The 16766-nt window shown below is 61.1% G+C and carries 16 protein-coding genes; 13 read left to right on the top strand and 3 right to left on the bottom strand.

The genetic code is table 11. The features are described 5' to 3' along the window. Window positions 1-208: 208 nt before the first annotated feature. From glyA to fdhA, 7 genes are all read left to right on the top strand, one after another. The gene (gene glyA / locus ACQRBV_RS11560; RefSeq protein ID WP_060753361.1) at window positions 209-1462 is read left to right on the top strand and encodes a serine hydroxymethyltransferase; all 1254 of its coding nucleotides are present in this window, start codon (window positions 209-211) and stop codon (window positions 1460-1462) included. Between the two features lie 22 nt (window positions 1463-1484). After that, window positions 1485-2735 (top strand): sarcosine oxidase subunit beta, encoded by a 1251-nt coding sequence (locus ACQRBV_RS11565; RefSeq protein ID WP_010207084.1) that lies wholly within the window; start codon window positions 1485-1487, stop codon window positions 2733-2735. Between the two features lie 15 nt (window positions 2736-2750). Then, window positions 2751-3053 (top strand): sarcosine oxidase subunit delta, encoded by a 303-nt coding sequence (locus ACQRBV_RS11570; RefSeq protein WP_027605979.1) that lies wholly within the window; start codon window positions 2751-2753, stop codon window positions 3051-3053. Continuing rightward, window positions 3050-6067 (top strand): sarcosine oxidase subunit alpha, encoded by a 3018-nt coding sequence (locus tag ACQRBV_RS11575; protein WP_411985353.1) that lies wholly within the window; start codon window positions 3050-3052, stop codon window positions 6065-6067. Before ACQRBV_RS11570 ends, ACQRBV_RS11575 begins: the two co-directional genes overlap by 4 nt. Window positions 6068-6198: 131 nt before the next feature. Continuing rightward, window positions 6199-6831 (top strand): sarcosine oxidase subunit gamma, encoded by a 633-nt coding sequence (locus ACQRBV_RS11580; protein WP_090368355.1) that lies wholly within the window; start codon window positions 6199-6201, stop codon window positions 6829-6831. 124 nt (window positions 6832-6955) lie between these two features. Beyond that, entirely contained in the window at window positions 6956-7813 is an 858-nt protein-coding gene (purU, locus tag ACQRBV_RS11585) for a formyltetrahydrofolate deformylase (RefSeq protein ID WP_005792124.1), read from the top strand. 182 nt (window positions 7814-7995) lie between these two features. Continuing rightward, window positions 7996-9195, top strand: coding sequence for a formaldehyde dehydrogenase, glutathione-independent (fdhA, locus tag ACQRBV_RS11590; protein WP_060753358.1), 1200 nt, complete (start codon window positions 7996-7998; stop codon window positions 9193-9195). Window positions 9196-9243: 48 nt separating this feature from the next. Here fdhA and ACQRBV_RS11595 read toward each other — a convergent pair whose 3' ends face one another. Next, a complete protein-coding gene (locus tag ACQRBV_RS11595) occupies window positions 9244-9594 on the bottom strand; it encodes a hypothetical protein (protein WP_411985354.1) in 351 nt (116 codons plus the stop codon). 171 nt (window positions 9595-9765) lie between these two features. Further along, window positions 9766-10224, bottom strand: coding sequence for an anti-sigma factor domain-containing protein (locus ACQRBV_RS11600; RefSeq protein WP_104994875.1), 459 nt, complete (start codon window positions 10222-10224; stop codon window positions 9766-9768). Window positions 10225-10435: 211 nt separating this feature from the next. Here ACQRBV_RS11600 and ACQRBV_RS11605 point away from each other — a divergent pair, with 211 nt between their 5' ends. Further along, window positions 10436-10999 (top strand): DUF2780 domain-containing protein, encoded by a 564-nt coding sequence (locus ACQRBV_RS11605; protein WP_060753356.1) that lies wholly within the window; start codon window positions 10436-10438, stop codon window positions 10997-10999. Between the two features lie 145 nt (window positions 11000-11144). Beyond that, window positions 11145-11504 carry a hypothetical protein gene (locus ACQRBV_RS11610; RefSeq protein ID WP_411985355.1) on the top strand — a complete coding sequence of 120 codons (360 nt, stop codon included), beginning with the start codon at window positions 11145-11147 and terminating at the stop codon, window positions 11502-11504. On the opposite strand, the gene ACQRBV_RS11615 is transcribed toward ACQRBV_RS11610, so the two are convergent. Continuing rightward, window positions 11501-12394, bottom strand: a complete 894-nt coding sequence (locus ACQRBV_RS11615; protein ID WP_161548695.1) for an acyltransferase — start codon at window positions 12392-12394, stop codon at window positions 11501-11503. The genes ACQRBV_RS11610 and ACQRBV_RS11615 overlap by 4 nt on opposite strands. A 171-nt stretch (window positions 12395-12565) precedes the next feature. Here ACQRBV_RS11615 and ACQRBV_RS11620 point away from each other — a divergent pair, with 171 nt between their 5' ends. From ACQRBV_RS11620 to creD, 4 genes are read left to right on the top strand one after another with little or no spacing between them, the layout of a single operon-like run. Continuing rightward, window positions 12566-13066 carry an ATP-dependent zinc protease family protein gene (locus ACQRBV_RS11620; protein WP_060753353.1) on the top strand — a complete coding sequence of 167 codons (501 nt, stop codon included), beginning with the start codon at window positions 12566-12568 and terminating at the stop codon, window positions 13064-13066. An 8-nt stretch (window positions 13067-13074) separates the two neighbouring features. Next, window positions 13075-13743, top strand: coding sequence for a two-component system response regulator CreB (gene creB, locus ACQRBV_RS11625; RefSeq protein WP_060753352.1), 669 nt, complete (start codon window positions 13075-13077; stop codon window positions 13741-13743). Beyond that, the gene (creC, locus tag ACQRBV_RS11630) at window positions 13743-15182 is read left to right on the top strand and encodes a two-component system sensor histidine kinase CreC (RefSeq protein ID WP_244384955.1); all 1440 of its coding nucleotides are present in this window, start codon (window positions 13743-13745) and stop codon (window positions 15180-15182) included. The genes creB and creC overlap by 1 nt, the downstream gene beginning before the upstream one ends. Window positions 15183-15234: 52 nt before the next feature. After that, entirely contained in the window at window positions 15235-16596 is a 1362-nt protein-coding gene (creD, locus tag ACQRBV_RS11635; protein ID WP_198762660.1) for a cell envelope integrity protein CreD, read from the top strand. Window positions 16597-16766 lie beyond the last annotated feature (170 nt).

Here is a 16766-nt window from a genome sequence, read left to right on the forward strand (position 1 = left end):
TAGCGGTGTGTCAGCCACTGCATTTGAAAGCTGGCCCACCGCTATCGGGAGCAAGCCCCCTCCCACATTTGTTCTGTGTTGTTCGGGCCATGTCGTAAACGCACCTTTGCGTGGCGTGCGTAGGCATTTGACCTGTCTGCGCCAGCCCTACCATCGCATCAAAGGGCCTGTATGGGCCTCACCAATACGAAAGGCTGGGAGAGACGCGATGTTCAGCAAACAAGACCAGATCCAGGGATATGACGACGCACTGCTGGCGGCCATGAATGCCGAGGAGCAGCGCCAGGAAGATCATATCGAGCTGATCGCGTCAGAGAACTACACCAGCAAACGCGTGATGCAAGCCCAGGGCAGTGGCTTGACCAACAAATACGCCGAAGGCTACCCGGGCAAGCGCTACTACGGCGGCTGCGAGCATGTGGACAAGGTGGAAGCCCTGGCCATCGAGCGCGCCAAGCAACTGTTCGGTGCCGATTACGCCAACGTACAGCCGCACTCCGGTTCGTCCGCCAACAGCGCGGTGTACCTGGCCCTGCTGCAAGCGGGCGATACCATTTTGGGCATGAGCCTGGCCCACGGCGGTCACCTGACCCACGGTGCCAAGGTGTCGTCCTCGGGCAAGCTGTACAACGCGGTGCAATACGGCATCAACACTGACACCGGCCTGATCGACTACGACGAAGTCGAGCGTCTGGCGGTTGAGCACAAGCCGAAGATGATCGTTGCAGGCTTTTCCGCCTACTCCAAGACTCTGGATTTCCCACGTTTTCGTCAGATCGCCGACAAGGTCGGCGCGCTGCTGTTCGTCGACATGGCTCACGTTGCTGGCCTGGTTGCCGCCGGCCTGTACCCCAACCCGCTGCCGTACGCTGACGTGGTGACCACCACCACCCACAAGACCCTGCGCGGTCCACGGGGCGGTCTGATCCTGGCCAAGTCCAACGAAGAAATCGAAAAGAAACTCAACGCTGCCGTATTCCCCGGCGCCCAGGGCGGCCCGCTGATGCACGTCATCGCCGGCAAGGCAGTGTGCTTCAAGGAAGCGCTGGAACCTGGTTTCAAGGCTTATCAGCAACAAGTGATCGACAACGCACAGGCCATGGCCAGCGTGTTTATCAAACGCGGCTACGATGTAGTGTCCGGCGGTACCGATAACCACCTGTTCCTGGTCAGCCTGATCCGTCAGGGCCTCACCGGCAAAGAGGCGGACGCCGCCCTGGGCCGCGCCCACATCACCGTCAACAAGAACGCCGTGCCGAACGACCCGCAGTCGCCCTTCGTGACCTCGGGCCTGCGCATCGGCACCCCGGCGGTGACCACGCGTGGTTTCAAAGTGCCGCAGTGCATCGAACTGGCCGGCTGGATCTGCGACATCCTCGACAACCTCGGCGACGCCGACGTCGAGGCCAACGTGGCCAAGCACGTGTCTGCCCTGTGCGCTGATTTCCCGGTTTATCGCTGAGCGCGGTTTTGGAGTAATGACTATGCAACGCTACTCGGGCTTCGGCCTCTTCAAGCACTCCCTCAGCCACCACGAAAACTGGCAGAAGATGTGGCGCACGCCGACCCCGAAAAAGGTCTACGACGTGGTCATCGTCGGCGGTGGCGGGCATGGTCTGGCGACCGCCTACTACCTGGCCAAGGAACACGGCATCACCAATGTGGCCGTGGTCGAGAAAGGTTGGTTGGGCGGCGGCAACACCGCGCGCAACACCACCATCGTGCGTTCCAACTACCTGTGGGACGAGTCGGCGCACCTGTACGAACACGCGATGAAGCTGTGGGAAGGTTTGTCCCAGGACCTGAACTACAACGTGATGTTCTCCCAGCGCGGCGTGTACAACCTGTGCCATACCCTGCAGGACATCCGTGATTCCGAACGTCGTGTGAGCGCCAACCGCCTTAACGGCGTAGACGGCGAACTGCTCAACGCCAAGCAAGTGGCCGACGAGATCCCGTACCTCGACTGCTCGAAAAACACTCGTTACCCGGTACTCGGCGCCACCGTGCAACGGCGTGGCGGCGTGGCCCGTCACGATGCCGTGGCCTGGGGTTTTGCCCGTGCGGCTGACGCACTCGGCGTGGACTTGATCCAGCAGACCGAAGTCATCGGTTTCCGCAAGGAAAACGGTGTGTGCATCGGCGTGGAAACCAACAAGGGCTTCATCGGCGCCAAGCGCGTCGGTGTGGTCACCGCCGGTAACTCCGGGCACATGGCGTCGCTCGCCGGTTTCCGCCTGCCGATCGAATCCCACCCGCTGCAGGCACTGGTGTCGGAGCCGATCAAGCCGATTATCGACAGCGTGATCATGTCCAACGCCGTGCACGGTTACATCAGCCAGTCCGACAAGGGCGACCTGGTGATCGGCGCCGGCATCGACGGCTACAACGGCTACGGCCAGCGCGGTTCGTACCCGGTGATCGAACACACCATCCAGGCCATCGTCGAGATGTTCCCGGTGCTGTCGCGCGTGCGCATGAACCGTCAGTGGGGCGGCATCGTCGACACCACGCCGGACGCGTGCCCGATCATTTCGAAAACCCCGGTACCGAACATGTTCTTCAACTGCGGCTGGGGCACCGGCGGCTTCAAGGCCACCCCAGGCTCAGGCAACGTGTTCGCCGCAAGCCTGGCCAAGGGTGAAATGCACCCGCTGGCCGCGCCATTCTCCATCGACCGTTTCCACAACGGTGCGTTGATCGACGAACACGGCGCTGCGGCCGTCGCCCACTAACAGGAGAAAAATCCTATGTTGCATATCTTCTGTCCTCACTGTGGCGAACTGCGCTCCGAAGAGGAATTCCATGCCTCCGGCCAAGCGCACATCCCGCGCCCGCTGGACCCGAATGCCTGCACCGATGAAGAGTGGGGCGACTACATGTTCTTCCGCGACAACCCGCGCGGCCTGCACCATGAGCTGTGGATTCACGCCGCCGGTTGCCGCCAGTATTTCAACGCCACCCGCGATACCGTGACTTACGAAATTCTTGAAACCTACAAGATCGGTGAGAAGCCACAATTCACCGCCAAGGCCTCTGGAGAGAAGGTATGAGCCAGACCAATCGCCTGTCCAACGGTGGCCGCATCGACCGTAATAAAGTCCTGACGTTTACCTTCAACGGCCAGAGCTACAAGGGCTTCGAAGGTGACACTCTGGCCGCTGCACTGCTGGCCAATGGCGTCGACATCATCGGCCGCAGTTTCAAATATTCGCGTCCACGCGGCATCTTCGCCGCCGGCGCCGAAGAGCCGAACGCGGTGCTGCAGATCGGTGCCACCGAAGCCACCCAGATTCCCAACGTGCGCGCCACGCAACAGGCGCTGTACCAGGGCCTCGTCGCCACCAGCACCAACGGTTGGCCGAGCGTGAACAACGACATGATGGGCATCCTCGGCAAGGTCGGCGGCAAGCTGATGCCGCCGGGTTTCTACTACAAAACCTTCATGTACCCGCAATCGTTCTGGATGACTTACGAGAAGTACATCCGCAAGGCTGCCGGCCTGGGTCGCTCGCCGACCGAGAACGACCCGGACACCTACGACAACATGAACCGTCACTGCGACGTGCTGGTAGTGGGCGCAGGCCCTGCCGGCCTGGCCGCTGCACTGGCTGCCGCACGCAGCGGGGCGCGGGTGATCATTGCCGATGAGCAGGAAGAGTTCGGCGGGTCGCTGCTCGACTCCCGCGAAAGCCTCGACGGCAAGCCGGCCATGGAATGGGTCGCCAGTGTGATCGCCGAATTGAAAGCCCTGCCGGACGTGGTGCTGCTGCCTCGCGCCACCGTCAACGGCTACCACGACCATAACTTCCTGACCATTCACGAACGCCTCACCGACCACCTCGGTGACCGTGCGCCGGTGGGGGTGGTGCGTCAGCGTATCCATCGGGTACGGGCCAAGCGTGTCGTCCTCGCGACCGGTGCCTGCGAGCGCCCGCTGGTGTACGGCAACAACGACGTGCCGGGCAACATGCTCGCCGGTGCGGTCTCCACCTATGTGCGCCGCTACGGCGTGGCACCGGGCAAAAAACTGGTGCTGTCGACCAACAACGACCACGCCTACCGCGTGGCGCTGGACTGGTTCGACGCAGGCCTGCAAGTGGTGGCCGTGGCCGATGCACGCCACAACCCACGCGGCGCCCTGGTTGAAGAGGCCCGCGCCAAAGGCATCCGCATTCTCACCGGCAGCGCCGTGATTGAAGCGCGTGGCAGCAAGCATGTGACCGGCGCACGTGTGGCGGCCATCGACGTCAAGGCGCATAAAGTCACCAGCCCCGGCGAGTGGCTGGACTGCGACCTGGTCGCCAGCTCCGGTGGCTACAGCCCAGTGGTTCACTTGGCCTCGCACTTGGGCGGCAAGCCGACCTGGCGTGAAGACATCCTCGGTTTTGTACCGGGCGAAGCCCCGCAGAAACGGGTGTGTGTCGGCGGCATCAACGGCGTCTACAGCCTTGGCGATTCCCTGGCCGATGGTTTTGAAGGGGGCGTGCGCGCCGCCAGCGAAGCCGGGTTTGCACCCGTGGAAGGTACGCTGCCCAAGGCTTTGAGCCGTCTGGAAGAGCCGACCCTGGCGCTGTTCCAGGTGCCTCACGAAAAAGCCACCGCACGGGCGCCCAAGCAATTTGTCGACCTGCAGAACGACGTGACCGCCGCCGCCATCGAACTGGCAACCCGCGAAGGTTTCGAGTCGGTCGAGCACGTCAAACGCTACACCGCGCTGGGCTTCGGCACCGACCAGGGCAAGCTGGGTAACGTCAACGGCCTGGCGATTGCGGCGCGCTCCCTGAACGTGACCATCCCGCAGATGGGCACCACCATGTTCCGTCCCAACTACACGCCGGTGACATTCGGCGCAGTGGCGGGCCGTCACTGTGGGCACATCTTCGAACCGGTTCGCTACACCGCGCTGCACGCCTGGCACGTCAAGAACGGCGCTGAGTTTGAAGACGTCGGCCAATGGAAACGCCCGTGGTACTTCCCACGCAATGGCGAAGACCTGCACGCTGCGGTGAAACGCGAATGCCTGGCCGTGCGCGACAGCGTCGGCCTGCTGGATGCCTCCACCCTCGGCAAGATCGACATTCAAGGCCCGGATGCCCGCGAGTTCCTCAACCGCATCTACAGCAACGCCTGGACCAAGCTCGACGTGGGCAAGGCGCGCTACGGCCTGATGTGCAAGGAAGACGGTATGGTCTTCGACGACGGTGTTACCGCCTGTCTGGCCGACAACCACTTCCTGATGACCACCACCACCGGCGGCGCCGCGCGCGTTCTCCAGTGGCTGGAAATCTACCAACAGACCGAATGGCCGGACCTCAAGGTGTACTTCACCTCGGTCACCGACCACTGGGCGACCATGACCCTGTCCGGCCCCAACAGCCGCAAGCTGCTGGCCGAAGTCACCGACATCGACCTGGACAAGGACGGCTTCCCGTTCATGACCTGGAAAGAAGGTCTGGTGGGTGGGGTGCCGGCGCGGGTGTTCCGCATCTCGTTTACCGGCGAGCTGTCGTACGAAGTCAACGTACAGGCCGACTACGCGATGGGCGTGCTGGAAAAAATCGTCGAGGTCGGCAAAAAGTACAACCTGACCCCGTACGGCACCGAGACCATGCACGTCCTGCGGGCCGAGAAGGGCTTCATCATCGTCGGCCAGGACACCGATGGCTCGATGACCCCTGACGACCTGAACATGGGCTGGTGTGTCGGGCGTACCAAGCCGTTCTCGTGGATCGGCTGGCGCGGCATGAACCGTGAAGACTGCGTGCGTGAAGAACGCAAGCAACTGGTGGGCTTGAAGCCGGTCGATCCAAAAGTGTGGCTGCCGGAAGGCGCGCAGTTGGTGTTCGATCCGAAGCAGTCGATCCCGATGAAGATGGTCGGTCACGTGACCTCTAGCTATGCCCACAACTCCCTCGGTTATTCGTTCGCGATGGCGGTGGTCAAGGGCGGCTTGAAGCGTATCGGCGAGCGGGTGTTCTCACCGCAGGCCGATGGCAGCGTGATCGAAGCGGAGATTGTGTCTTCGGTGTTCTTTGACCCGAAAGGCGATCGCCAGAACATTTGACACCTGATCGTTCCCACGCGCTGCGTGGGAATGCATCCCGGGACGCTCGGCGTCCCAAGAGCGGACGCCGAGCGTCCATGGCGGCATTCCCACGCAGAGCATGGGAACGATCAATTCAGAACAGGTGCTATATGACAGCAGCCAATGTTTACCAACAACGCCCCACTAACGGCGCCAAGGCCGAGTCGTCGCTGCACCATGCCGACCTCGCCAGCCTGGTGGGCAAGGGCCGTAAAAACGCAGGCGTTACCGTCCGCGAGAAAAAACTCCTGGGCCACCTGACCCTTCGTGGCGATGGGCATGACGCCGCCTTCGCCGCCGGCGTGCACAAGGCGCTTGGCATCGAGTTGCCCGGTGCCCTGCAAGTCATCGTCAAGGGCGAAACCAGCCTGCAATGGCTCGGCCCGGATGAATGGTTGCTAGTGGTGCCCAGCGGTGAAGAGTTCGCCGCCGAGCAGAACCTGCGCGCCGCCCTGGGTGACCTGCATATCCAGGTCGTCAACGTCAGTGGCGGCCAGCAGATCCTCGAGCTCAGCGGCCCGAATGTGCGTGATGTGTTGATGAAGTCCACCAGCTATGACGTGCACCCCAACAACTTCCCGGTGGGCAAGGCCGTGGGCACGGTGTTCGCCAAGTCGCAACTGGTGATCCGCCACACCGCTGAAGACACCTGGGAACTGGTGATTCGTCGCAGCTTCTCGGATTACTGGTGGTTGTGGTTGCAGGATGCCTCGGCCGAATTCGGCCTCAGCGTAGTTGCATGATGATCGTTCCCACGCTCCGCGTGGGAATGCATCCCGGGATGCTCTGCGTCCCCAAGAGCGGACGCCGAGCGTCCATGGCGGCATTCCCACGCAGAGTGTGGGAACGATCAAGGAGTTACCTGTTATGAGCCGCGCACCCGATACATGGATTTTGACCGCCGACTGCCCCAGCGTGCTCGGCACGGTGGACGCGGTCACCCGCTACCTGTTCGAACAGGGCTGTTACGTTACCGAGCACCACTCGTTCGATGACCGGCTCTCGGGCCGGTTCTTCATACGCGTGGAATTCCGTCAGCCCGACGGTTTTGACGAACAGGCCTTCCGCGATGGCCTGGCCACACGCGGTGAAGCCTTCGGCATGATCTTCGAGCTGACGGCGCCGAACTATCGGCCCAAAGTGGTGATCATGGTGTCCAAGGCCGATCACTGCCTCAACGACCTGTTGTATCGCCAGCGTATCGGCCAGCTGTCGATGGACGTGGTGGCGGTGGTGTCCAACCATCCCGATTTGAAACCCCTGGCCGACTGGCACCAGATTCCCTACTACCATTTCCCCCTCGACCCCAATGACAAGCCGTCCCAGGAGCGTCAGGTGTGGCAAGTGGTGGAAGACACCGGCGCTGAACTGGTGATCCTTGCGCGCTACATGCAAGTGCTGTCGCCGGAGTTGTGCCGCAAGCTGGACGGTAAGGCCATCAACATCCACCACTCGTTGCTACCCGGGTTCAAGGGCGCCAAGCCGTATCACCAGGCGTACAACAAGGGCGTGAAGCTGGTGGGGGCTACGGCGCATTACATCAACAACGATCTGGATGAAGGGCCGATCATCGCCCAGGGCGTGGAGGTGGTGGATCACAGCCATTATCCCGAGGACTTGATTGCCAAAGGGCGGGATATCGAAGGGCTGACCCTCGCCCGTGCGGTGGGGTATCACATTGAGCGGCGGGTGTTTTTGAACGCCAATAGAACGGTGGTGCTCTGACTGAGGCTATCGGGAGCAAGCCCCCTCCCACCCTGGAATTGTGAATGCCTTCAAATGTGGGAGGGGGCTTGCCCCCGATGAGGCCCTCACTAACAACGCAAAAACAGCATCTGTACCCGAGCACTTAACGCGCTGCCTGCCTGGGCAACGTGGTTCCATAAAAACAACAGCGAGGTGAAAGCATGTCTGGTAATCGTGGTGTCGTGTATCTCGGCAACGGCAAGGTCGAAGTACAGAAAATCGACTATCCCAAAATGCAGGACCCCCGTGGCAGGAAGATTGAGCACGGCGTCATCCTGCGCGTGGTTTCCACCAATATCTGCGGCTCCGACCAACACATGGTGCGTGGCCGTACCACTGCCCAGACCGGCCTGGTGCTCGGTCACGAGATCACCGGCGAAGTGATCGAGAAGGGCAACGACGTCGAAAACCTGAAAATCGGCGACCTGGTTTCCGTCCCCTTCAACGTTGCCTGCGGCCGCTGCCGTTCCTGCAAAGAGCAGCACACCGGCGTGTGTCTGACCGTCAACCCGGCGCGTGCCGGTGGCGCCTACGGTTATGTCGACATGGGCGACTGGACCGGCGGCCAGGCCGAATACGTGCTGGTGCCGTATGCCGATTTCAACCTGCTGAAACTGCCGGACCGTGACAAGGCCATGGAGAAAATCCGCGACCTGACTTGCCTCTCCGACATTCTGCCGACCGGCTACCACGGTGCCGTCACGGCGGGCGTTGGACCGGGCAGCACCGTATACATCGCGGGTGCCGGCCCAGTCGGTCTGGCCGCTGCCGCTTCCGCCCGCCTGCTGGGCGCGGCGGTGGTGATCATCGGCGACGTCAACCCGATCCGCCTGGCTCACGCCAAGGCCCAGGGGTTCGAAATTGCCGACCTGTCCAAAGACACGCCTCTGCACGAGCAAATCGCCGCACTGTTGGGCGAGCCCGAAGTTGACTGCGCCGTCGATGCCGTAGGTTTCGAAGCCCGTGGCCACGGCCACGAAGGCGTGAAAGCCGAAGCCCCGGCCACCGTGCTCAACTCGTTGATGGGTGTCGTGCGGGTGGCGGGCAAGATCGGGATTCCGGGCCTGTACGTCACCGAAGATCCAGGTGCGGTGGATGCCGCTGCGAAAATGGGCAGCCTGAGCATTCGCTTTGGCCTGGGCTGGGCCAAATCCCACAGCTTCCACACTGGGCAAACGCCCGTGATGAAGTACAACCGCCAACTGATGCAGGCGATCATGTGGGACCGTATCAACATTGCCGAAATCGTCGGCGTGCAGGTGATCAGCCTGGATGACGCGCCGCGTGGGTATGGCGAGTTCGATGCGGGCGTGCCGAAGAAATTTGTGATTGACCCGCACAAACTGTTCAGTGCGGCATAAAGCGCAGTGAAAAAAATGGCGACCTTCACAGGTCGCCATTTTTTTTGATCATTTAAGTGTCGACAGCCTCAGGTAGGGGGCGGCCACTTCCCCGTTTTTGACCACGCGATTGCCACCGTAATCACACAGCAGCGTGCCGTTGCGTTGATGGATGGCTTCGGGCCGCAGCGCGTATTCAGCGGCCAGGTAATCATCGTCGGTTCCCGCCGTTTGCCCTGTCCATGTCCTGCCGTTGACAGTGGCCGTGTATTGATAACCCTCGCCGTAAGGCGGTGGCAGGCCAGGATCCGTGTAGGCCGTTGAGTGGATAGTTTTTGTGGCAGGGCATTGGTCGATGCCGGGAGGCGGGGGCGGTAGCAGATGAGTGCGCGCAGCATAAAGCAGTAGGCCGATTACCATAGTTCTAACTCCTTGTTAACGGGTAAACCTCGCGGGTTGTCGGTACGCGGGAGGCCAACCTGAGTGGGAGTCTATGGGCTTTCGTTCCTTCGCAAGCTGCTACTGGAGGTTACCTGAAACGCATAAGGGCGGTCCGAAGACCGCCCTTATGCGTTTGCTTGAACAATGGCGTTATCGAGCCGCCAGCGCCCCCTGGTACACCGTCGGCCCCGTCGGCTGCTTGCTGAGCGAGCCACCTTTGGTTTCTGCGCTCACCATCAATTCCACCGGCTTGCGGATGGATTCCTGTTGGCGAGGGTTGAGTCCGATAATGCCTTTGCCGTCTTCCGGCAACAGGCCCAGTGAAACCGGTGTGCCGCCTTCGGGGATCGCCCACAGCTCCAGGCTGTGGTCCGGCGCAGGGGCAGTCGCAGCGATCGGCTGCACTTCCAGGTAATCCTTGTGCGCCATGATCTGCGCGGCCGGTTGTTGTTCGGTGGTGACCAGGGTGGCAGCGGATTTGACGCTGTCCTGGGTATAAAGGGCGCCGCCGATACCGGCAACCACCACTGCGCAGGCGCCGATGAACAGGCGAGGGCCGCTCCAGAATGAGGGTTTGTGCTCAATGACTTGGGGTTGGTTCGCAGTCATAAGTCTGTTCCTGACAAAATTTGTAGTCAGTTCATGGACCTTGCCAAGGGCGATGGGTTCCTGAACCCAGCAATATGGGCGGCGCACCTCGTCGGAATTTTCCACAACTGCGGATGCAATATTTTCTGAACTAATCTGAGGGTGGGAACATTCCTTCAGGAGTGTCAGTCAAACGCCTGCTTTTTAGCTCTTACATTCTGAGGTTGTCTTGATGAAGATTTCACGCGGTTTTGCCCTGTCCTGCCTGTTGACCGTGGCCGCCAGCCCGGTGTTTGCCGCAGGCTTCAGCTTGGGTGATGTGGCCAATGCCGTTTCCGGCGCCCAGGGCAACAACAAGGCGGCTGCCGCAGCGCCAAGTTCCCAGACCGCCGGCCTGCTGCAGGCGCTGACCTCGCAACTGAATGTCACCCCGGAACAAGCGATTGGTGGCACCGGCGCCATGCTGGGCCTGGCCAAGAACCAATTGAGCGGCACTGACTATTCGCAACTGGGCAAGAGCGTTCCCGGCCTGGATAAGCTGGCCGGCACCAACTCCCTGGGCAGCCTGGGCGCGTTGAGCGGCATGCTCGGCCAGAGCGGCGGCAGCAAGACCAGCGGCCTGGACGGTCTGCTGGGTAACGTGAAAGACACCAACGACCTGAACACCGCGTTCAGCGCCTTGGGCATGGACAGTGGGATGGTCGGCCAGTTTGCACCGGTGATCCTCAAATACCTGGGCGACCAAGGCGTGGGCGGTTCCTTGCTGCAAAGCCTGGGCAGTGTCTGGGGCGGCTGACGCGATCAGATCCGAGGTGTTTTGAGAATGTGGTGCAACATTTTTCTTTGAACCGTATGGGATGTTTTACCACCCAGAGAGACCGTTCCGGGGCGCCGCAAGGCCCGGAGCGGATTCTTCAATTCATTCAGGTAGAACATCTCATATGAACATTGCCCATGCATCGAGCCTCAATAACGCCTTGCAACTGATCGCCAGGGACACCGCACTTGCATCCGTGCCTTATCAGGGAACACAGGCTCAGGCGGATGCTGTCGCCAAGCAAGACACCATGGTTCGCAAGCACCATCAGCCCCTGGGGCAGCGCTTGAGCGATACTCCTTCAGCGGATGAGCTGGCACAGGCCGTGCGGGGCGGCAGGTTACAGGTGGATATTTACAAGCCTATGTCGGACGAAGAGGTGATTGCTTCGTTGAACCCGGAGTTTATTCATCCCAGCAAGCTGACTGAAAAGCCTGCATCCCTTGGCCAGACGATGCTGGAGATCAGGTCGCTTCTGCGCTAAGGCGCTGCCTGATCTGACAACAGTTGCTGTATGCGCTGGTCCTTCTCCCTCCAGAGCTGGTTCACCCAGTTCTGGACGGTCTGGCGAAAAGCCGGATCGTTCTCGTAATCGCCCTGCCATAACACCGGGTCCAGTTCGCGCGTGCGGATATCGATGATCACCTTTGGTACCGAGCCGCTGATCAAGTCCCAGAAGCCCGGAATCTTCTGCTGCGGATAAACCACGGTCACGTCGAGGATCGCGTCCAGCTGTTCGCCCATGGCGGCCAAGACAAACGCCACGCCGCCCGCCTTGGGCTTGAGCAACCGGGTGAATGGTGAGTCCTGCTGCTTGCGTTTGGCCTCGCTGAAGCGCGTACCTTCCAGATAGTTGACCACCGTCACCGGTTGGCGCTTGAACAGTTCGCAAGCCTGCCGGGTAATCTTCAAGTCCTGCCCCGCCAGTTCCGGATGCTTGGCCAGGAACGCCTTGGTGTAGCGTTTCATGAACGGGTAGTCCAGCGCCCACCACGCCAGGCCCAGGAAGGGCACCCAGATCAGTTCTTTTTTAAGGAAGAATTTGAAGAACGGCGTGCGCCGGTTCAACGTCTGGATCAACGCCGGAATATCGACCCAGGATTGGTGATTGCTGATGACCAGGTAGGAAGTGTCACCGCGCAGGTCGGCGCCGCCGCGAATATCCCATTGGGTCGGGATGCACAGCGAAAAGATCAGTTTGTCGATCTCGGCCCAGGTTTCGGCAATCCACATCACCGCCCATGAGGCGTAGTCGCGAAAGCGACCGGGGGCCACCAGTTTGAGCAGGGCAAACACCATCAATGGCCCGAACAGCACCAGGGTGTTGAGCAGTAGCAGCAATGTGACAAAACAGCCGGTGAGCAGGCGGCGCATAAGCAACTCTTGGGAGGGTTTGGCGGGCCATGATAAGCAAGCTGAGTCTAGAGGCCAAATCGCAAATTGCCGGACGAATGTTTCACAATGTGCCGGGTATGGTTGAGCGAGCTAACTAAGCAGCGCTTTTGCGGTCTAGAATCCGCCTACTTCTTTCGAGGAAATCACTCCGTGAAATTGCTCCTTGCCTCGCTTGCCCTGGTCGCCTTGCCTGTCATGGCCGCCGAACCGACCCTCTACGGTCGCTACGAATACATCCAGTTGCCGGAGATCGGCCAAACCTTCAAGGCCAAGATGGACACCGGTGCACTGACCGCGTCGCTGTCGGCGCGCAACATCGAGACCTTCCAGCGCGACGGCGACGACTGGGTGCGTTTCCGCCTCGGTGGCAAGGATGCGAGCGACAAGGTCTATGAACACAAGGTGTCGCGCATCAGCAAGATCAAGAGCCGCGCCGATGAGGACGAGGACAAGGACGAAGCCACCGTGGCCAAGCGCCCGGTTATCGACCTGGAAATGTGCCTGGGCAACGTCAAGCGCACGGTCGAGGTCAACCTGACCGACCGCAGCAGCTTCAACTACCCGCTGTTGATCGGCGCCAAGGCGTTGCGTGAATTCGGCGCAGCGGTAAACCCGGCGCGCCGTTACACTGCCGACAAACCCGACTGCTGATCGAGCCCATGCCCCACATCCTGATTGTCGAAGACGAAGCGGCGATTGCCGATACGCTGATATTCGCCTTGCAAGGCGAGGGGTTCGGCACTACCTGGCTGAGCCTCGGCCAGGAGGCGTTGGCTCATCAACGCCAGACCCCGGCGGACTTGATCATCCTCGACATCGGGCTGCCGGACATCAGCGGCTTTGAAACCTGCAAGCAACTGCGCCGCTTCACGGAAGTGCCGGTGATGTTTCTCAGTGCCCGGGATGCTGAAATCGACCGGGTAGTGGGGCTGGAGATCGGCGCCGACGATTATGTGGTCAAGCCGTTCAGCCCTCGGGAAGTGGCCGCGCGGGTCAAGGCGATTCTCAAACGGGTCGGCCCCAGCGTGGCGCCGACGTCATTCCAGATCGACCTGGAGCGTATGCAGATTCAGTATCGCGGCCAGCCGTTGAGCCTGACGCGCCACGAATTTCGCCTCTTGCAAAGCCTGCTGGAGCAACCCGAACGCGTCTTCAGCCGCGAGCAGTTGCTCGATGCGGTGGGCGTCCCCGCCGATGCCGGCTACGAGCGCAATATCGACAGCCATATCAAAAGTCTGCGCAGCAAGTTGCGTAATATTGCGGCGGATGCCGAACCGATCCAGACCCATCGCGGCCTGGGCTACAGCTATAGCCCGAGCCATAGCTGATGCGCCTGGGGCTGCGGATCTTCCTGGTGTACGCGTTGTTCATCGGCCTGACCGGCTACTTCGTGCTCAACACGGTGATGAAGGAAATCCGCCCCGGCGTGCGCCAGTCCACCGAAGAAACCCTGGTGGACACCGCCAACCTGCTGGCCGAGATCCTGCGCGATGACGTGAAGAACGGCACGCTCGGCGACAGCCATTGGCCGCAACTGCTCAAGGCTTACGGCAATCGCCAGCCAGGCGCGACCATCTGGGGGCTGCCGAAGAATCAGGTCAACCACCGTATCTACGTGACCGATGCCAAGGGCGTCGTGCTGCTCGACTCCAGCGGCGAAGCGGTGGGCCAGGATTATTCGCAATGGAACGACGTGTACCTGACCCTGCGCGGTGAGTATGGCGCCCGTTCCACCCGCAGCGATGCGGGCGATCCGGCCTCTTCGGTGATGCACGTCGGCGCGCCGATCCGCGACAACGGCCAGATCATCGGCGTGGTCACGGTGGCCAAACCTAACAGCTCGCTGCAGCCCTATGTCGACCGCACCGAACGCCGCCTGCTGTGGTACGGCGCCGGGCTGGTGGTCCTCGGCCTGCTGTTGGGCGCATTGCTGTCGTGGTGGGTGAGCGCGGCGTTAAGACGACTGACCGCTTACGCCGAGGCGGTCAGCGAAGGGCGGCGTGCCGAACTGCCGCATTACCGCGGTGGCGAGCTCAAGCAGTTGTCCACGGCGGTGGAACACATGCGCACGCAGTTGGAAGGCAAGGCCTATGTCGAACATTACGTACACACCCTGACCCATGAATTGAAAAGCCCCTTGGCGGCGATTCGTGGCGCGGCGGAGTTGCTGCAGGGCGATATGACCCGCGAGCAGCAGCAGCGCTTCGTTGGCAATATCGACAGTGAAAGTGCGCGCCTGCAGCAACTGATCGAACGCCTGCTGAACCTTGCGCAAGTCGAGCAACGCCAGGGCCTGGAAGAGCAGGCAAGCATCGCGCTGGCGGCGATGGTCGACGAAGTGCTCAAGGCACAATGCGCGCGCATCGAAGGTGCGGGCTTGCATGTCGAACAAGGGATTGCCACGGATGTGAAGGTGTTCGGTGAGCCCTTCCTGTTGCGCCAGGCCCTGGGCAATCTGCTGGATAACGCCTTGGACTTCACGCCACCCGGTGGCGCTCTACGGTTCAGCGCTCAAACGCGACACAACGACGTGCAGGTGAGCCTGTTCAACCAGGCGGCGCCGATTCCCGACTATGCGCTGCCACGTTTGAGTGAGCGCTTCTACTCGCTGCCACGCCCGGGCAGCGGGCGCAAAAGCACCGGCCTGGGTCTGAACTTTGTTGAAGAAGTGATGAAGCTGCATGGCGGTGCGTTGCAGATCGGCAATGTGCCTGGCGGGGTGCAAGTGGTGCTGCATCTCCACACAGTCTCCACACTGCCCACATAAATCTCCCACACGCGCCGCGCAGTCTCTGCCTATCAAACACAGGGAGAGACCCATGAACCGCAGTCTGCTTTTCAAACTGGGCGCGATTGCGCTGCTGATCGTGTTGTTGCTGATTCCGCTGCTGATGATCAACGGCATCATCAGCGACCGCCAGCAGCTGCGCGACGGCGTCTTGATGGACATTGCTCGTAGCTCCAGCTACAGCCAGCGCCTCACGGGCCCGGTGATGGTGGTGCCCTATCGCAAGACCGTGCGCGAGTGGAAGCTCAATGAAAAGCTCAACAAGCGCTACGAGGAAGTCCGTGAAGAGCGCGGTCGTCTGTATTTCCTGCCGGACCGTTTTGAACTCGACGGCAAGGTACAGACCGAACTGCGCGCACGGGGCATCTATCAGGCGCGGCTGTTCCATGCCGACAGTCGTATCAATGGGCGTTTCGAGCTGCCTGCACAACTGGGCATCACCGAGGACTTTGCCGATTACCGCTTTGAAGCGGCGTTTCTGGCGGTCGGTATCAGCGATATTCGCGGCATCGAAAACGCGCTGAAGCTTGAGCTGGGTGGCCAGCGCCTGGACTTCGAGCCTGGCTCCCAAGTGGACTGGTTGGGGGAGGGCGTGCACGTGACACTGCCTGAGCTGGACAGCAAAAAAACCAGCGTGGTGGATTTCGCTTTTGACCTGCGCCTGCAAGGCACCGAGCAACTGCAAGTGGTTCCGGTGGGCAAGACCAGCCAAGTATCCCTGGCTTCCAACTGGCCGCATCCGAGCTTTATCGGCAATTTCCTGCCGGCCCAGCGCGAGGTCACCGACACGGGGTTCACCGCCAACTGGCAGACCTCGTTTTTCTCCACCAACCTGGAACAAGCCCTGCAAACCTGCCTGGACGAGCGGGGTTGTAACGACTTCAACAATCGCAGCTTTGGCGTGAACTTCATCGACCCGGTGGACCAGTACCTCAAGAGCGATCGCGCGATCAAATATGCGCTGCTGTTTATTGCGCTGACGTTTGCCGGGTTCTTCCTGTTCGAAGTGCTCAAGAGCCTGGCGGTGCACCCGGTTCAATACGCCTTGGTGGGCTTTGCGCTGGCGTTCTTTTACCTGCTGCTGTTGTCATTGTCCGAGCACATAGGCTTCGCCATGGCCTATCTGTGCTCTGCCGGCGCCTGCGTGTTGCTGATCGGCTTCTACGTGTGTCATGTGCTGCGCAGCGTCAGTCACGGCCTGGGTTTTTCGGCGGGGCTCGCAGCCTTGTACGGCTTGTTGTACGGGCTGTTGAGCGCCGAGGATTATGCGTTGCTGATGGGCTCGCTGCTGCTGTTCGGGTTGTTGGGGACGGTGATGGTGCTGACCCGCAAGCTGGATTGGTATGGCGTGGGCAAGCGCAAGGCGGTGGAGCCTTTGGAGTCGCTGCAATGATGGGCCTGCGCGAGGATCAGCAAATCAGGGCCAAATTGGTTGCCAGGATCAACCTGTTGTTCCCTGTTTGTAGTGAGCGGGCTTGCCCCGCGCTGGGGGGCGCAGCCGCCCCAATCCGGCCAACGCGTTCTTCCAGTTAGTTCTCAGGCGCCTGGTTTTGGGGCGGCTGC

This window comes from Pseudomonas sp. R11F (genome assembly GCF_050312575.1).
Classification (GTDB): Bacteria; Pseudomonadota; Gammaproteobacteria; order Pseudomonadales; family Pseudomonadaceae; genus Aquipseudomonas; species Aquipseudomonas palleroniana.